16 protein-coding genes are annotated in these 15,948 nt (G+C 72.3%); 5 read left to right on the top strand and 11 right to left on the bottom strand.

From position 1 onward, the window contains the following. The gene (locus tag MTO91_RS05025) at positions 1-153 is read right to left on the bottom strand and encodes a hypothetical protein (RefSeq protein ID WP_167379107.1); all 153 of its coding nucleotides are present in this window, start codon (positions 151-153) and stop codon (positions 1-3) included. 109 nt (positions 154-262) lie between these two features. Here MTO91_RS05025 and MTO91_RS05020 point away from each other — a divergent pair, with 109 nt between their 5' ends. Further along, a complete protein-coding gene (locus MTO91_RS05020; protein WP_405419108.1) occupies positions 263-667 on the top strand; it encodes an NUDIX hydrolase in 405 nt (134 codons plus the stop codon). 109 nt (positions 668-776) lie between these two features. On the opposite strand, the gene MTO91_RS05015 is transcribed toward MTO91_RS05020, so the two are convergent. Beyond that, on the bottom strand, positions 777-1,280 hold the full coding sequence (locus MTO91_RS05015; RefSeq protein WP_405419109.1) for a MaoC family dehydratase: 504 nt from the start codon (positions 1,278-1,280) through the stop codon (positions 777-779). A 364-nt stretch (positions 1,281-1,644) separates the two neighbouring features. On the opposite strand from MTO91_RS05015, the gene corA reads away from it, so the two are divergent. Then, positions 1,645-2,751 (top strand): magnesium/cobalt transporter CorA, encoded by a 1,107-nt coding sequence (gene corA, locus MTO91_RS05010; protein ID WP_062404203.1) that lies wholly within the window; start codon positions 1,645-1,647, stop codon positions 2,749-2,751. Positions 2,752-2,769: 18 nt separating this feature from the next. Here corA and MTO91_RS05005 read toward each other — a convergent pair whose 3' ends face one another. The 7 genes from MTO91_RS05005 to MTO91_RS04975 all read right to left on the bottom strand — a co-directional run bounded on the left by MTO91_RS05005 (position 2,770) and on the right by MTO91_RS04975 (position 10,851). Next, on the bottom strand, positions 2,770-4,113 hold the full coding sequence (locus tag MTO91_RS05005) for a class I SAM-dependent methyltransferase (protein WP_476653908.1): 1,344 nt from the start codon (positions 4,111-4,113) through the stop codon (positions 2,770-2,772). A gap of 154 nt (positions 4,114-4,267) precedes the next feature. Further along, complete coding sequence (locus MTO91_RS05000; RefSeq protein ID WP_202968085.1) at positions 4,268-4,477, bottom strand: YbdD/YjiX family protein; 210 nt, start codon at positions 4,475-4,477, stop codon at positions 4,268-4,270. Positions 4,478-4,479: 2 nt separating this feature from the next. Then, on the bottom strand, positions 4,480-6,726 hold the full coding sequence (locus tag MTO91_RS04995; protein ID WP_476653907.1) for a carbon starvation CstA family protein: 2,247 nt from the start codon (positions 6,724-6,726) through the stop codon (positions 4,480-4,482). 145 nt (positions 6,727-6,871) lie between these two features. Next, positions 6,872-7,393, bottom strand: coding sequence for a YflT domain-containing protein (locus tag MTO91_RS04990; protein WP_062400497.1), 522 nt, complete (start codon positions 7,391-7,393; stop codon positions 6,872-6,874). A gap of 166 nt (positions 7,394-7,559) precedes the next feature. Next, a complete protein-coding gene (locus MTO91_RS04985; RefSeq protein ID WP_062400495.1) occupies positions 7,560-8,753 on the bottom strand; it encodes an acyl-CoA dehydrogenase family protein in 1,194 nt (397 codons plus the stop codon). A gap of 46 nt (positions 8,754-8,799) precedes the next feature. After that, positions 8,800-9,759 carry an HpcH/HpaI aldolase/citrate lyase family protein gene (locus MTO91_RS04980; protein WP_062400493.1) on the bottom strand — a complete coding sequence of 320 codons (960 nt, stop codon included), beginning with the start codon at positions 9,757-9,759 and terminating at the stop codon, positions 8,800-8,802. Between the two features lie 165 nt (positions 9,760-9,924). Beyond that, positions 9,925-10,851 carry a PhzF family phenazine biosynthesis protein gene (locus MTO91_RS04975; RefSeq protein WP_062400491.1) on the bottom strand — a complete coding sequence of 309 codons (927 nt, stop codon included), beginning with the start codon at positions 10,849-10,851 and terminating at the stop codon, positions 9,925-9,927. Positions 10,852-10,917: 66 nt separating this feature from the next. Between MTO91_RS04975 and MTO91_RS04970 the strand changes: the two genes are divergently transcribed. Both MTO91_RS04970 and MTO91_RS04965 read left to right on the top strand, forming a co-directional pair. Next, a complete protein-coding gene (locus tag MTO91_RS04970; RefSeq protein WP_405419117.1) occupies positions 10,918-12,234 on the top strand; it encodes a magnesium transporter MgtE N-terminal domain-containing protein in 1,317 nt (438 codons plus the stop codon). Further along, positions 12,227-12,766, top strand: coding sequence for a DUF1003 domain-containing protein (locus MTO91_RS04965; RefSeq protein WP_224403477.1), 540 nt, complete (start codon positions 12,227-12,229; stop codon positions 12,764-12,766). Before MTO91_RS04970 ends, MTO91_RS04965 begins: the two co-directional genes overlap by 8 nt. Before the next feature lie 4 nt (positions 12,767-12,770). Here the strand turns inward: MTO91_RS04965 and MTO91_RS04960 are convergent, their stop codons facing one another. Beyond that, complete coding sequence (locus MTO91_RS04960; protein WP_251785689.1) at positions 12,771-13,262, bottom strand: MarR family winged helix-turn-helix transcriptional regulator; 492 nt, start codon at positions 13,260-13,262, stop codon at positions 12,771-12,773. A gap of 133 nt (positions 13,263-13,395) precedes the next feature. On the opposite strand from MTO91_RS04960, the gene MTO91_RS04955 reads away from it, so the two are divergent. After that, complete coding sequence (locus tag MTO91_RS04955) at positions 13,396-14,544, top strand: Mrp/NBP35 family ATP-binding protein (protein ID WP_062400483.1); 1,149 nt, start codon at positions 13,396-13,398, stop codon at positions 14,542-14,544. Between the two features lie 74 nt (positions 14,545-14,618). Here MTO91_RS04955 and MTO91_RS04950 read toward each other — a convergent pair whose 3' ends face one another. Next, positions 14,619-15,875, bottom strand: a complete 1,257-nt coding sequence (locus MTO91_RS04950; protein ID WP_251785690.1) for an aspartate aminotransferase family protein — start codon at positions 15,873-15,875, stop codon at positions 14,619-14,621. Between the last annotated feature and the right edge of the window lie 73 nt (positions 15,876-15,948).

The following is a 15,948-nucleotide window of genomic DNA, read 5'->3' as shown; positions in this document are numbered from 1 at the left end:
TCAGATCAGGTTGGTGACGAAGGTCGAGACGGACTGCGCCGCGTCGTAGAGGATGTTGCCCACGTTCGAGACCGAACCGGCCGCACCATTGGGATTGGTGATCACCAGGAAGATCCCCAGCGCCACCGCTACCAGGATCAGGATCTTCTTCACGTTCCCTGCCCACCCGTTTCTCGGTGTGTCGGACACACAGACATGTCATTGGTACCGGAGGGCCGACTGGCCCCGGTACCGGCACCCGAGCAGCGTACCGTCGTTCCGGATGACCGACAGTAGCCGACACGTCGCCTGCGTGGGTGGAATCGTGTTCGACCCGGACGGACGATTGCTGCTCGTCCGCAGGGCGAACGAGCCTGGTCGGGGGCTCTGGTCGGTCCCCGGCGGCCGGGTCGAGGCGGGCGAGAGCGAGCACGAGGCCGTGGTCCGCGAGCTCGCCGAGGAGACCGGCCTGACGGTCGTCCCCGGGCGCCTGGCCGGGGTGGTCCTCCGCGGCCCGTACCGGATCGCCGACTACGTCTGCACCCTGGCGACCGGCGACGGCATCCCGCGGGCCGGCGACGACGCCACCGACGCCCGGTTCGTCGACCGGGCGGGCTACGCGGCGCTGGCCGTCGTCGAGGGCCTCACCGAGACCCTCGGCGGCTGGGACTGCCTGCCCCGGACCTGACCGCCACGGCGGGTGCCCGTCCGGCCCCGCGGTATGCGTGTGGGTGACACACGACGGCCCCCGCTCCGGGACGGAGTCGGGGGCCGGTGCCGGCGTGCTGTGGCGCGGGTCAGGCCTGCGGCGTGGGGCGGCCGGGCTGCTCCCCGCCGCGGCTGTCGCCGTAGGACCGCTTGGGCACCATGACCTTGCGGCGGAAGGTGCACACGACGGTGCCGTCCTGCTTGTAGCCGCGGGTCTCGACGTACACGACGCCGCGGTCGTCCTTCGACTTCGACGGGGTCTTGTCGAGGACCTCGGTCTCGCCGTAGATCGTGTCGCCGTGGAAGGTCGGCTTCGTGTGCTTGAGCGACTCGACCTCGAGGTTCGCGATCGCCTTGCCCGACACGTCCGGCACGGACATGCCCAGCAGCAGCGAGTAGATGTAGTTGCCGACCACGACGTTCTTGCCGAAGTCGGTCGTCTCCTCCGCGTAGTGCGCATCCATGTGCAGCGGGTGGTGGTTCATGGTGAGGAGGCAGAACAGGTGGTCGTCGTACTCGGTGACCGTCTTGCCGGGCCAGTGCTTGTAGACCGCACCGACCTCGAACTCCTCGTAGTAGCGCCCGAACTGCACCGTTCACGCTCCCATCACGCTGTCGATTCGTTGCGGGAGTAATCTATCTGGTGGCCCGCGCGAGGAAGGGCGGTCCGGCTCACACGTGCACGGTCGGGGATGTCACATCTCGGTGACGTCCGCCCGCGCACGGACGAGACACAGGACGTCCACCGGAACGGCAGGGAGGTGAGTGCGGTGTCCGCGTCCCAGACACCGGCGAGCAGTAGGTGCCGCCTCCCGCTGCACACGGCCCCGGAGTACGTCACGGGCTGATCCCGGCGGGAGGCGAGTTCCGGCCCGGCGACCGCCCAGCGCGGTCGCACCGTTCCCCGGTGCCGCTCGCCCCCGAGCCGCACCGGCACGCCCGGAGGTGGTCCTCGTGATGCCCTCGCTCTCCCAGCTCCGCCCCACCATCCGCCCGTCCCGCCGCGCCGAGCGCGCCGCGGCGCGGGCCGCCGCGAGCCCGCCCGTCCGGCTGCGCGTCCCGCTGTCCGCCTACGTCGTCGACTGCGCCGTCTACGTCGACGGCCGCCGTCTCCCCGGCCGCTGGACCCACGACGAGGCGATCGCCGAGGTCCGCGAGCGCGGCGAGGGCTTCGTCTGGATCGGGCTGCACGAGCCGGACTCCGAGCAGATCGCCGGCGTCGCCGAGACCTACGGCCTGCACGAGCTCGCCGTCGAGGACGCGGTGCACGCGCACAACCGCCCCAAGCTCGAGCGCTACGACGACACGCTGTTCATGGTGCTCAAGACCGTCCGCTACGTCGGGCACGCCGACCCGACGACGTCGAACGAGATCGTCGAGACCGGTGAGGTCATGGCCTTCCTCGGGCGCGACTTCGTCGTGACCGTTCGGCACGGCCGCCACACCGGTCTGCGGGAGGTCAGGCGACGGCTCGAGGACGACCCGGAGCAGCTGTCCCTCGGCCCGGCCGCGGTGCTGCACGCCATCGCCGACCACGTCGTCGACTCCTACATCGAGGTCTGCGGGCAGATCGAGGACGACATCGACGCCGTCGAGGCCGAGGTGTTCTCGCCGCGCTCGACGATGAACCCCGAGCAGATCTACGTCATGAAGCGCGAGATCCTCGACCTGCGTCGTGCGGTGATGCCGCTGGTCGGGCCGATGCGCAAGCTCGCCGAGGGCTACAGCGCGCTGGTCCCGCACGACGTGCGGTCCTACTTCCGCGACGTCGACGACCACCTCGGCGGCGTCGCCGAGCAGGTGGCCGGTTTCAACGAGCTGCTGACCACCCTGGTCGACGCGGTCCTCGCGAAGATCAGCATGCGGCAGAACAACGACATGCGGAAGATCACCGCCTACGCGGGCCTCATCTCGGTGCCGACGATGATCGCCGGCGTCTACGGCATGAACTTCGACTCGATGCCCGAGCTGCACTGGGACTTCGGCTACCCGATGGTCCTGATCGTCATCGCGACGCTGTGCGGGCTGCTGTACCGCAACTTCCGCCGCAACGGCTGGCTGTAGGCGCGGGACGCCCGCCGGTCAGACCCGGCGGGTGCCCGTCGGCGGGGTCGGCGGCTCGTCGTCCCCGGCGGGCGGGGGCGCGTCCCCGGGGCGCGGCCGCGGGGGGCCGGGGCGCCGGAGCCCGACCGGGCGGCGCGGACGGGGGCCGGGCGCCGGGCGCCGGGGGCCCGCGGCGGCGGGGCCGGCAGGTCCGGGCTCGGCAGCGCCGCGGTCGGGTCCGGCGGCACCGGGGTCGGACTCGGCGGCACCGGACCCGGGTTCCGCGGCGCCGGGGTCGGAGGGCTCGGGACGGGGGTCCGGCAGCCCGTACCGCAGCGCCCGGGCGACGGCGTGCCCGCGCGGGCGGGTGTCCGGGTCGTCGTCCTCGGTGGGGGCGGGGTCGTCCGCCGCACCGGACGGGGCCGGGTCCGCGGCGCCGTCGGCGTCACCCTCCCCCACCTCCACCCCGTCGTCCTCGAGCACCTGCTCCGGGAGTGTCTCGGCGTAGCCGGGGTCCTCGGGGCTGCCCTCGTCGACGGGTTCGGTCGTGTCCCCGGGAGCCGGGGCGGGCTCGTCCCGGAGGGGCCGCCACCCCGCGGCGGCGATGGCCGAGCGGCGGGCGCGGCGTTCCTGGCGCTCCCCCACGACGTCGGGCTCGTCGGGGCGCCGTCCCAGGAACGTGTGCACGAGGTGCTGCTGGACCCCGCCGACGGTCTGGACGCGGACGTCGTCGAACCCGGCCCGTTCCATCCGGTGCACCATCTGCTCGGGCCCACCGGCCGTCGCGATCCGCCTGGCCCGGTAGCGGGCGAGGTCCGCGGCCCCCCAGCGCAGCGAGGCCATCGGGAGCATCCAGGTCCAGTTCGCCGTCGTCCAGCGCATCCGGCTTCGGCCGCCGACGGCGTAGTCGTGCACCGCCAGCGGGGCGCCGGGCGCGAGCAGGCTCAGCAGCCGGCGCAGGCCGTGCTCGGCGTCGGGCAGGTTGGACACCAGGAAGGACGCGAGGATCCCGTCGAACGGGCCCTCGATGCCGGCCTCGGCGAGGGTCTCCAGCCGGGAGTGCACGAACGTCACCCGGGGCGACCAGTTCTTCTTCCGGGCGACGGCGAGCATCTCCGCGGACGCGTCCACCGCGACCACCTCGGCACCTCCGACGCTGGTCAGCAGCGCCTCGGTGGACACCCCGGTGCCGCAGCCGACGTCGAGCAGACGCAGACCGTGGCCGTCGCCCAGGCCCATCCGCGACGCCGACACCCGCAGGTGGGTGCGGTAGCCGGGCAGGGTCGCGACGAAGGCGTCGAAGCCCGCGGCACCCCGCCCGTAGGCACGGTGCACCGTGGCCGGGCGGATCTGGTCGCTCTCCTGCCACGCCTCGCCGCTCACGGGGCCTGATCCTGCCCGCAGCAGCCCGTGTCCGGAACCCGACGCGCCCTCCCCGGTGGGGTGTGACACCCACCCGGGAGGGCGCGCTGGGCCGAACGTGGAGCTCCGGCCACCCGTGCGGCGCAGCGGATCCGGCCGGAGACGGGGTGCCGCCTCAGCAGCAGCGGCCCTGCGGGTTGCTCTCCTGGTACGCGGTGCGGGCCCGCCAGTACTCCCGCTCGGTCATCGGCGGGTGGTCGTGCCCGCTGCGACGGTGGTGGTCGAGGTAGCGGTCGTACAGGTCCGCCCCGATCACCCCGCGCCACCAGCCGTGCAGCGCCCGCAGCCGGGCCAGCGTCGCGGCCGCCACGGTCGGTCCCGCCACGGTCAGTGCCCCGACCGGGCCGGGGTGCCGACCGTCTCGGCCCACTCCTTCTCCAGCTCCTTCTCCGCCGGGGTCGCGACCAGGCCGGCCGGGGCGTAGAGCCGCGAGGTAACCGGCTCCTCCTCGTGGTCCGGGCGGCCGCCCGTCGAGATCGACGTCCAGGCGGCCAGGACCGCGGCGACGATCACGACGAGCGCGAGCGTCACGAACAGGATCGACAGCGTGCCCTGGACGAAGGTGTTGCGGACGACGGCCGCCATCGCCTGCGGGGTTCCCGCGGTGCCGAAGCTCGTCTCCCCGGACGCGATGGCCTCCCGGAAGGCGAAGTGCTGCGCCCAGTACCCGATCTTCGGGTTCGAGGAGAAGATCTTGTACATCGACGCCGTGACCGTCACGACGGCGGCGAACGCCAGCGGTACGACGATGATCCACAGGTAGCGCACGTGCCCGCGCCGGGCCGCGATCGCCAGGCACACCGCGAGCGCGATCGCCGCCAGCAGCTGGTTCGCGATGCCGAACAGCGGGAAGAGCGTGTTGATCCCGCCCAGCGGGTCGGTCACGCCCATCAGCAGGATCGCGCCCCAGGCACCGACCATCAGCCCCGTGCAGATCCAGGCGGCCGGCCGCCACGAGGTGTCCTTGAACCTCGGGGCCACGGTGCCGATCGCGTCCTGCAGCATGAAGCGCGCCACCCGGGTGCCGGCGTCGACGGCGGTGAGGATGAACAGCGCCTCGAACATGATCGCGAAGTGGTACCAGAAGCTCATCATCCCGGGCCCGCCGATGAACTGCTGCATGATGTTCGCCAGGCCGACCGCCAGCGTCGGCGCACCGCCGGTGCGGGAGACGATCGACTCCTCGCCGACCAGTGCCGCGGTCGTCGCGAGCTGGTCGGGGGTGACGTTGACGTTCATCAGGCCGAGCGAGTTCACGAACGCGGCCGCGCCCTCGACGGTGCCCTCGGTCAGCGACGCGGGCACGTTCATCGCGAAGTAGAGCCCGCGGTCGATCGACAGCGCCGCGACCAGCGCCATGATCGCCACGAAGGACTCCATGAGCATGCCGCCGTAGCCGATGAAGCGGGTCTGGCGCTCCTTCTCGACCAGCTTGGGCGTGGTGCCCGAGGAGATCAGGGCGTGGAAGCCGGACAGCGCGCCGCAGGCGATCGTCACGAACAGGAACGGGAACAGCGACCCGGCGACGACGGGGCCGTCGTCCCGGCCGGCGAACTCGCTGAACGCGGGTGCCGCGAGCTCGGGGCGGACGACGATGATCGCCACCGCGAGCAGCACGATCGTGCCGATCTTCATGAACGTCGACAGGTAGTCGCGCGGGGCGAGCAGCAGCCAGACCGGGAGCACCGCGGCCACGAAGCCGTAGACGATCACGCCCCAGGCGATGGTGGTCCGGTCCAGGGTGAACAGCGCCTGGCCCCAGCCGGTCTCGGAGACCCAGCCGCCGGCGACGATCGCGCCGATCAGCAGCACGAAGCCGATCCAGGAGACCTCGGAGACCTTCCCGGGCCGCAGGTACCGCAGGTAGACGCCCATGAACAGGGCGATCGGGATGGTCAGCGCCACCGAGAAGACGCCCCACGGGCTCTCCCCGAGCGCGTTCACCACGACCAGCGTGAGCACCGCGATCAGGATGATCATGATGGCGAGGGTCGCGATGATCGCCGCGATCCCGCCGACCCGGCCGAGCTCCTCGCGGGCCATCTGGCCCAACGAGCGCCCGCCGCGGCGCATCGAGAAGAACAGCACCAGGTAGTCCTGGACCGCGCCGGCGACGATGACGCCGACGATGATCCAGATCGTGCCGGGCAGGTACCCCATCTGCGCGGCCAGGACCGGTCCGACCAGCGGACCGGCACCGGCGATCGCGGCGAAGTGGTGGCCGTAGAGGACCCGCCGGTCGGTCGGCAGGAAGTCCTGGCCGTTCTCCTTGTACTCGGCCGGGGTGGCGCGCCGGTCGTCCGGACGCAGCAGCTTGTTCTCGATGTAGCGGGAGTAGAACCGGTACGCGATCGCGTAGGTGCTCACCGCGGCGAACACGAACCAGATCGCGTTGACCGTCTCCCCGCGCACCAGCGCGAGCATCACCCACGCCAGACCGCCCAGCAGGGCGATCCCCGCCCACACCGCGATCTTCCACGGTGTCCACGCCCGCTGTTCGGCGAGGAGCACCTCCTCGTCCACCGCCGCCGGCGGGAGCTCACGCTCCGCCGGTCCGCCCGACACCTGTGTCATCGCGCCCCTCCGATATGTCCGACGCGCGAACTATAGGAGGCGGTGTGCCCTGTGGGAACCGATGTCCGCTTGCCGACGCACGACGGCCGCCGCCACCCGGTCGGGTGACACGGCCGCGGGGTCGTGCGGGCGGGGCGGGAGCCGGTCAGAAGCCTCCGCCGGGGCCGCCCATCGCCAGCTTGGCCAGCATCTCGCGGGCCCGCTCGGCGTTGCGCGGCTCGCACAGGACGTCGTAGCGGCCCGCCACCATCTGGCTGGCGGACTGGAAGTCCCGGCGGCCCTTGCTCGCGCTGTAGCTGACCGCGGCGAAGGCCATGAAGAACACCGCCCCGGACACCAGGCCGACGACGATGGGCAGGAAGTTGCCGTCCGGGGAGAACACGAACAGCAGGACACCGACGAACAGACCCAGCCAGGCGCCCTGCGCCGCGCCGGAGGCCAGCACGCGACCCCAGGTCAGGCGGGCGATGACCCGCTCGACGAGCATCAGGTCGACGCCGACGATCGTCACGTCGGCGACCGGGAAGTCGGAGTCGGCGAGGTGGTCGACGGCCCGCTGCGCCTCCTCGTAGGTGGCGTAGGACCCCACCGGCCACCCGGTCGGCGGAGTGGGCAGCTGCGGCAGGCCCGGAGCCGGACGAGTCTGGCCGCCGAAGGGGTTGGTCATGGCGTGCTCCTCGTGGAAGATGTCCTGTCTCGTCGTCGGTGCAACGTTCGACCCGACCGCGACGTGCCCCGAACACTAGTCGCGGAGCCGCAGGTCACACCCCACCGACCGGACGACACGGCCCCGCACCCCGGGACGGGGTACGGGGCCGTGGACGCGGGTGCGGTCAGCGCAGCTTGTAGTCGCGCAGCAGACCCCGGGAGATGATCGTCTTCTGGATCTCCGAGGTGCCCTCGCCGATGAGCAGGAACGGCGCCTCGCGCATGAGGCGCTCGATCTCGTACTCCTTGGAGTAGCCGTAGCCGCCGTGGATGCGGAACGCCTCCTCGGTGACCTCCTTGCAGTACTCCGAGGCGAGCATCTTGGCCATGCCGGCCTCGACGTCGTTGCGCTCGCCGCGGTCCTTCAGGCGCGCGGCGTTGACCATCATCAGGTGCGCGGCCTCGACCTTGGTCGCCATCTCGGCGATCTTGAACGCGATCGCCTGGTGCTGGACGATCGGCTTGCCGAAGGTCGAGCGCTGCTGGGCGTACTCGACACCCAGCTCGAACGCCCGGATCGCGATGCCGCAGGCACGGGCGGCGACGTTCACGCGGCCGACCTCGACGCCGTCCATCATGTGCGCGAAGCCCTTGCCACGCTCCCCGCCGAGGATCTGCTCGCCGGAGATCCGGTGGTCCTTGAACACCAGCTCGGTGGTGTCGACCCCCTTGTAGCCCATCTTGTCGATCTTGCCCGGGACGATCAGGCCGGGGGCGACCTCGCCGTAGCCGGTGGGCTTCTCCACCAGGAACGTGGTGAGGTTCTGGTGCGGACGCTCGGCGCCCTCGTCGGTCTTCACCAGCACGGCGGTCAGGTTCGACGTGCCACCGTTGGTCAGCCACATCTTGGCGCCGTCGATGACGTAGTCGTCGCCGTCCTGCTTCGCGCGGGTCTTGATCGCCGCGACGTCCGAGCCGAGGTCGGGCTCGGACATCGAGAACGAGCCACGGGTCTCGCCCGTGGCCATCCTCGGCAGGTACTTCTCCTTCTGCGCCTGCGTGCCGTGCTGGCGGAGCATGTACGCCACGATGAAGTGGGTGTTGATGACGCCGGAGACGCTCATCCAGCCGCGGGCGATCTCCTCGACCACCAGGGCGTAGGTGAGCAGCGACTCGCCGAGGCCGCCGTACTCCTCCGGGATCATGAGGCCGAACAGCCCCATCTCCTTCATCCCGTCGACGATGTCCTGCGGGTAGGTGTCCGCGTGCTCCAGCGCCGTCGCGTGCGGGATGATCTCCTTGTCCACGAACGAGCGGACGGTGGACAGGATCTCGGTCTGGATGTCGGTCAGACCGGCGGTCTGGGCGAGCCGGGCCATGCTGGTTACTCCTCGGTGAGCGTCGTCGGTGGCGGGCGGTCGGGGCTCAGGCCTCCGGCGGGGTCCACTTGTCGGTGCGGGTCATGCCCGCCGCGCGGCCCTTGCCCGAGATCACCAGCGCCATCTTGCGGCTGGCCTCGTCGATCATCTCGTCGCCGATCATCGCCGCGCCGCGCTTGCCGCCGGCCTCGGAGGTGAAGTACTCGTAGGCGTCGAGGATGTTCTCGGCGTGGTCGTAGTCGCTCTGCGCCGGGGAGAAGGTCTCGTTGGCGGCGTCGATCTGGCCGGGGTGCAGCACCCACTTGCCGTCGAAGCCCAGTGCCGCGGACCGGCCGGCGACCCGGCGGAACCCGTCGACGTCCTTGATCTGCAGGTACGGGCCGTCGATGGCCTGCTTGTCGTGCGCGCGGGCCGCCATCAGGATCGACATGAGGATGTGGTGGTAGGCGTCGCCCACGTCGTAGCCGGGGGGCTGCTCGCCGACGACCAGCGACTTCATGTTGATCGAGGCCATGAAGTCGGCCGGGCCGAAGATGATCGTCTCGACCCGCGGCGACGCGGTGGCGATGGCGTTGACGTTGGTCAGGCCCAGCGCGTTCTCGATCTGCGCCTCGATGCCGATCCTCCCGACCTCGAGACCGTTGGTCTTCTCGATCTGGGTCAGCAGCAGGTCGAGCGCGACGACCTGCTCGGGGGTCTGCACCTTCGGCAGCATGATCGCGTCGAGGTTGGCGCCGGCGCCCTCGACGACCTCGACGACGTCGCGGTAGGTCCACTCGGTGGTCCAGTCGTTGACCCGGACGACGCGGATCTTCTCGCCCCAGCCGCCCTCGTTGAGGGCCTCGACGATCGTCGTCCGCGCACCGGGCTTGGCCAGCGGGGCGCAGGCGTCCTCCAGGTCCAGGAAGACCTGGTCGGAGTTCAGCGTGCGAGCCTTGTCGATGAACTTCTGGCTCGATCCGGGCACGGCCAGGCAGGACCGGCGGGCGCGGAGGGTGGTGCTCACAGGCGGGCTCCTCGTCGAGATCGTCCTCGCCCGCGTCGCGGCGACGACGTCGTCACGACACGGGCGCTCGGGCTGAGGACTGATGCTGGCACGACGACGGCCGCGGCGCCCCGTCCAGGTGATTGGTTTCTCACCCGCCGGTGGTCAGGCGGGGTTACCCGTCGGTCACCCCTGTTCGGGAGGTGGGGTCAGGGAACCCCTGGCCACCGCGACGACGGTCCCGCCGACCCAGCTGCCGACGGCCCGGCCGCCCTCGGTGCGGACGCCGGCGTACAACGTGGACGGACGGCCCATCTCCACCCCCTGGGTCACGACGAAGGAGTGCTCGCCGTCGTCGGTGACCAGACCGCGGTCGGCGAGGAAGATCCCGAGCGCGACGGCGGCCGAGCCCGTCGCCGGGTCCTCGGGAACCCCGATCCCGATGCCGAACATGCGGGCGTGGACCCGCTCGGCGGTGGCGTCGACGGCGGCGACGAGCAGCCCGGTCGCGCCGCTGTCGGCGACCGCGGCGGCCAGCGCCGCGGGGTCGGGCACCGCGCGGGCGACCGCGCCGGCGACGACGAGCAGGATCGCGAAGTCGGTCCCGGCCCCGGCCACACCCGGCACGGCGGCGCCGTCGACGTCGTCGGGGCCGAGGCCGAGCGCGGCGGCGAGGCGGACGGCGTTCAGCTCGGCGCCGACCGACGGCGCGCCGCCCCACACCCGGGCGCCGGTGTCGTCGACCCGCACGGGCAGCAGACCGGCCCCGCACTCCTGCACGCGGTCGCCCTCGCCGATGGCGCCGTCGCGGGCCAGCACCCAGGCGGTGCCGACGCTGGGGTGCCCGGCGAAGGGCAGCTCGGCGAGCGGGGTGAAGATCCGCACCCGGTAGTCGGCGCCGCCCTCGCCGTCGCCGGTCGGGGCCAGCGGGAACGTCGTCTCCGACAGGTTGAACTCGCGCGCGATCGCCTGCATCCGGGCCGTGGACAGCGCCTCGGCGCCGTGCACGACGGCGAGCGGGTTACCGGCGTAGGGACGGTCGGTGAACACGTCGACGATGTCGTAGCGGAGGGGTTCGGGGCCCTGGCCGGGATCGTGCTGCGGCTCGTTCACGGCGGGGGAGCCTAGTCACACGGCCGGGGCGGTCGCGGTACCGCCGGGGGTTCTAGTCTCGGCCCCATGGCCTCGGTACGGGTGTTCGTCGCGCGGATGGCCGGCCTGGCCGTCTACGGCCCGGACGGTGAGCGGATCGGCAAGGTCCGCGACGTCGTGGTGTCGCTGCGCGTGGACAGTCATCCACCGCGGGTGCTGGGCCTGGTCGTGGACCTGTCCGCGCGCCGCAGCATCTTCGTGCCGATGCTGCGGGTCGCCGACATCGCGCCGACCGCGGTGACGCTGGCCAGCGGCTCGGTGAACCTGCGCTCGTTCGACCAGCGCCCGAACGAGACCCTCGTGCTCGGGCAGCTGCTGAACTCCCCCGCGACGGTGCGCGAGGGCGGGATCGAGGGCTCGGTCGTCGACGTCGCGGTCGAGCCGAGCCGGACCCGGGACTGGGTGATCACCAAGGTGGCGCTGCGGTTCCGGCGGACCCGGCTGGCGCGCAGGCCGCGGGTCGAGGTGTACGGCTGGGAGGCCGTGTCCGGGCTCGACGTCGCCGCCGCGCAGGGCGCGGACCGGCTGCTCGCGGTGTTCGACTCGATGCGCCCGGCCGACGTCGCCGCGGCGCTGTCGCGGCTGCCCGACGACCGGCAGCGCCACGTCGTCGACGCCCTGGACGACGAGCGGCTCGCCGACGTGTTCGAGGAGCTGTCCGAGTCCGACCAGCGCGAGCTGCTCGGCTACCTCGACGACGACCGTGCCGCCGACGTCCTGGAGGCGATGAGCCCGGACGACGCGGCGGACCTGCTCGGCGAGCTCGACGACGACGAGGCGGGCCGGCTGCTGGAGCTCATGGAGCCCGACGAGTCCGAGCCCGTGCGCCGCCTGCTGCGCTACGAGTGGGACACCGCGGGCGGCCTGATGACCCCGGAGCCGATCACGCTGGGGCCGGACGTGACCGTCGCCGAGGCGCTCGCCCGGGTGCGCAACCCGGAGGTGCCCCCGGCGCTGGCGTCGATGGTGTTCGTCGTCCGCCCGCCGACCGCGACCCCGACCGGGCGCTACCTGGGCTGTGTGCACGCCCAGCAGCTGCTGCGGGCGGCGCCGTTCGAGCTGGTCGCGGGCATGGTCGACGCCGACCTGCCGCAGCTGGGGCCCGAGGCCGGGCTCGGCGAGGTGACCCGCTACTTCGCCAGCTACAACCTGGTGGCGGGCCCGGTCGTCGACGCCGAGGACCACCTGCTGGGCGCGGTCACCGTCGACGACGTGCTGGACCACCTGCTGCCGCAGGGCTGGCGCGACCGCGACCTCGCCCCGGGCGAGGTGCACGGCGGCGCGGCGCGGGCCGCGAACGGCGCCGGCGACCGTACTTACGACGGGGAGGTGCACGGTGCCTGAGCCCGGGATCGGACGGCGGCTGGACCAGCCGCGCGTCGGGCGTCGGCGGTTCGAGGTGGACCCGGACGGCTTCGCCCGCTTCTCCGAGCGGATCGCCCGGTTCCTCGGGACGGGCCGCTTCCTCGCGATCCAGACGGTGATCGTCGTCGTGTGGATCGCGCTGAACCTGGTCGCCTGGTCGATCCAGTGGGACCCCTACCCGTTCATCCTGCTCAACCTGGCTTTCTCCACCCAGGCCGCGTACGCCGCACCGCTGATCCTGCTGGCCCAGAACCGGCAGGACGACCGGGACCGGATCGCGCTGGACGAGGACCGGCGGCGCGCCGAGCGGACGAAGGCCGACACCGAGTTCCTCGCCCGGGAGCTGGCGGCGCTGCGCCTGGCCGTCGGGGAGACCGCGAGCCGGGACTACCTGCGCGGCGAGCTGGAGAAGCTGGGCGACCGGCTCGACGACGCCGTGGCCCGCAGCCGCGGCGAGGAGCTCCCGGTCGAGCCGGGTGCCCGGAAGAAGATGCGCAAGAAGGAACGCTGAGCGCTCAGGAGCGCTCGGGGACCAGGCGGCCCATGATGCGCTCGAGCGCCGCGAGGTCGTCGGCGTCGAGCCGCTCGACGAAGTGCGCGCGGACCCCGCGCAGATGGGTGACCGCGGCGGTGCGCAGGCGGTCGTAGCCGGTGTCGGTGAGCCGGGCGGTGACCCCGCGGCCGTCGTCGGCGACCTTGGCCCGGGCGACGAGCCCGACCCGTTCCAGCCGGTCGACGAGCCGGGTGACCCCGGAGCGGGAGAGCAGCACGGCGTCGGCCAGCTCGGTCATCCGCAGCCGGTGGCCGGGCGCCTCGGACAGCTGGACCAGCACGTCGTAGGCGGCCAGGGACAGCTGCTGCTCGCCCTCCAGCTCGGTCTCGAGCTGTCTGGTGACGCCCGCGTGCGCGCGTAGGAAGCTGCGCCACGACGCGAGCTCGGCCGGGGTCGGGACCACGCGGCGGCGCGCCGGGTGCTCGCGCGTCGGGGTGCCACTCGTGTCGTCCATCGCAGGAATGCTAGAGACACCCGCACCACCTCGTCAGCGCGGACGTGCCGGGCGACACCGCCGGTGACCCGGAGACCGCGGAAGCACCCACGTAGCATGGGGTGACGCGAGAGGAAAGAGGTCGTAGGAGCCCATGTCCGTCACCGGCAGCACCAGCACCGTCGTCGAGGCCGTGCGCGCAGCCCTCGGCACCGTCGAGGACCCGGAGATCCACAAGCCGATCACCGAGCTGGGGATGGTCAAGAGCGTCGACGTCTCCGCCGACGGCCTCGCCCACGTCGGGGTCTACCTGACCGTCGCGGGCTGCCCGATGCGCGAGACGATCACCTCCCGCGTCACCGAGGCGGTCTCGAAGGTCCCCGGCGTCGAGCGGGTCGAGGTCGAGCTCGACGTGATGAGCGACGAGCAGCGCACCGAGCTGCGCCGTTCGCTGCGCGGCGACGCCGACGAGCCCGTCATCCCCTTCGCCCAGCCCGGCTCGCTGACCCGCGTGTTCTGCGTGGCGTCCGGCAAGGGCGGCGTCGGCAAGTCCTCGGTCACCGTCAACCTGGCCGCGGCCATGGCCCGGCGCGGGATGAAGGTCGGCGTGGTCGACGCCGACATCTACGGCCACTCGGTCCCGCGCATGATCGGTGCCGCGGACCGGCCCACCAAGATCGAGAACATGATCATGCCGCCGCAGTCGCACGGCGTGAAGGTCATCTCGATCGGCATGTTCACCGACGGCAACACCCCGGTCGTCTGGCGTGGCCCGATGCTGCACCGCGCGCTGCAGCAGTTCCTCGCCGACGTGTTCTGGGGCGACCTGGACGTGCTGCTGCTCGACCTGCCGCCGGGTACCGGCGACGTCGCCATCTCCACCGCCCAGCTCGTGCCGAACGCCGAGCTGCTGGTCGTGACCACCCCGCAGCAGGCCGCCGCCGAGGTCGCCGAGCGGGCCGGGTCGATCTCCACCCAGACCCGCCAGCGCCTGGCCGGGGTCGTGGAGAACATGTCCTGGATGGAGATGCCCGACGGCTCGCGCAACGAGATCTTCGGCTCCGGTGGCGGGCAGATCGTCGCGGACTCGCTGAGCCGCACGGTCGGCACCACGGTGCCGCTGCTGGGCCAGATCCCGCTCGACGTGGCGCTGCGCGAGGGCGGCGACGCCGGCACCCCGATCGTGCTCGGCAAGCCGGAGTCGGCCGCGGCGCAGGCCCTCGACGCCATCGCGGAGAAGCTGACCGTGAAGGCCCGCGGTCTGGCCGGGATGAGCCTGAACATCTCCCCCGTCGGGCGCTGACCCGCACCTCCGACGACGAGGCCCCGCACACCGGCAGGTGTGCGGGGCCTCGTCCGTTCCCCCGGGGGCGGATCTCAGGACAGCGCGTCGTTCAGTGCCTTGGTCCAGAGCGCCAGGGCCTCGTCGACCTGCTCGGCGGTCACGACGAGCGCCGGGATCATCCGGACGACGTTGCCGTACACGCCGCAGGTCAGCAGGAGCAGGCCCTGCGCGGCTGCCGCGGCGTGCACCTTCGCCGCGGTGGCGCCGTCGGGCTTGCCGTCGGCGTCGACGAACTCGATGCCGACCATCAGGCCCCGGCCGCGGACGTCGCCGATGGCGGCGATGCCCTGCGCGGCGTCCCGGACGCCGGCGAGGAGCTTCTCGCCCTGCACGCGGGCGTTCTCGACCAGGCCCTCGCCCTGCACGACCTCGAGCGTGGCGAGCGCGGCGGCACAGGCGACGGCGTTGCCGCCGTAGGTACCGCCCTGCGAGCCGGGCCACGCCTTCTCCATGAGGGCCTTCGGCGCGGCGATGGCCGAGAGCGGGAAGCCGGACGCGAGCCCCTTGGCGGTGACGATGATGTCCGGGGTGAGGCCCTCGGCGTGCTGGTGGCCCCAGAACTTCCCGGTGCGGCCGTAGCCGGTCTGGACCTCGTCGGCGATCAGCAGGATGCCGTGCCGGTCGGCGCGCTCGCGCAGCCCGTGCAGGAACGCGGGCGGGGTCGGGACGTAGCCGCCCTCGCCGAGCACCGGCTCGACGATGAACGCGGCGACGTCGGACGCCGGCGCGGTGCTCGCCAGCTGCCGGTCGAGCTCGGACAGGGCGAACGCGACGGCCTGCTCCTCGGACCAGCCGTAGCGGTAGGCGTAGGGGAAGGGCGCGAACGCGACCCCGCCCATCATCGGGGCGATCCCGGCCCGGATCTTCGCCCCGGAGGTGGTGAGCGCCGCGGCACCCATGGTGCGCCCGTGGAAGCCGCCGTCGAACGCGACGATCAGCTGCCGGCCGGTGGCCTGGCGGGCCAGCCGCACCGACGCCTCGACGGCCTCGGAGCCGGAGTTGGTGAAGAACACCGAGTCGATGCCCTCGGGCAGCACGTCGCCCATCCGCTCGACCAGCGTCAGCAGCGGCTGGTGCATCACGGTCGTGTACTGGCCGTGGATCAGCGTGGCCACCTGCTCCTGGGCGGCCGCGACGACCGTCGGGTGGCAGTGCCCGGTGGAGGTAACGCCGATGCCGGCGGTGAAGTCGAGGTGGCGGCGCCCATCGGTGTCGTACAGGTAGACGCCCTCACCGCGGGCGGCCTGGACCGGGGTGGCCTGCTTGAGCAGCGGGGACAGCTGTGCCATGGGTTCGCAGCTCCTGATGCGTCGAGGGTGGTGCGTCTCGGGTTGTCGAGTTGTCGACAATCCTAGGGAAACA

This window comes from Pseudonocardia sp. 2-7, from assembly GCF_056341085.1.
This window is presented reverse-complemented; position numbering and strand designations above follow the sequence as displayed.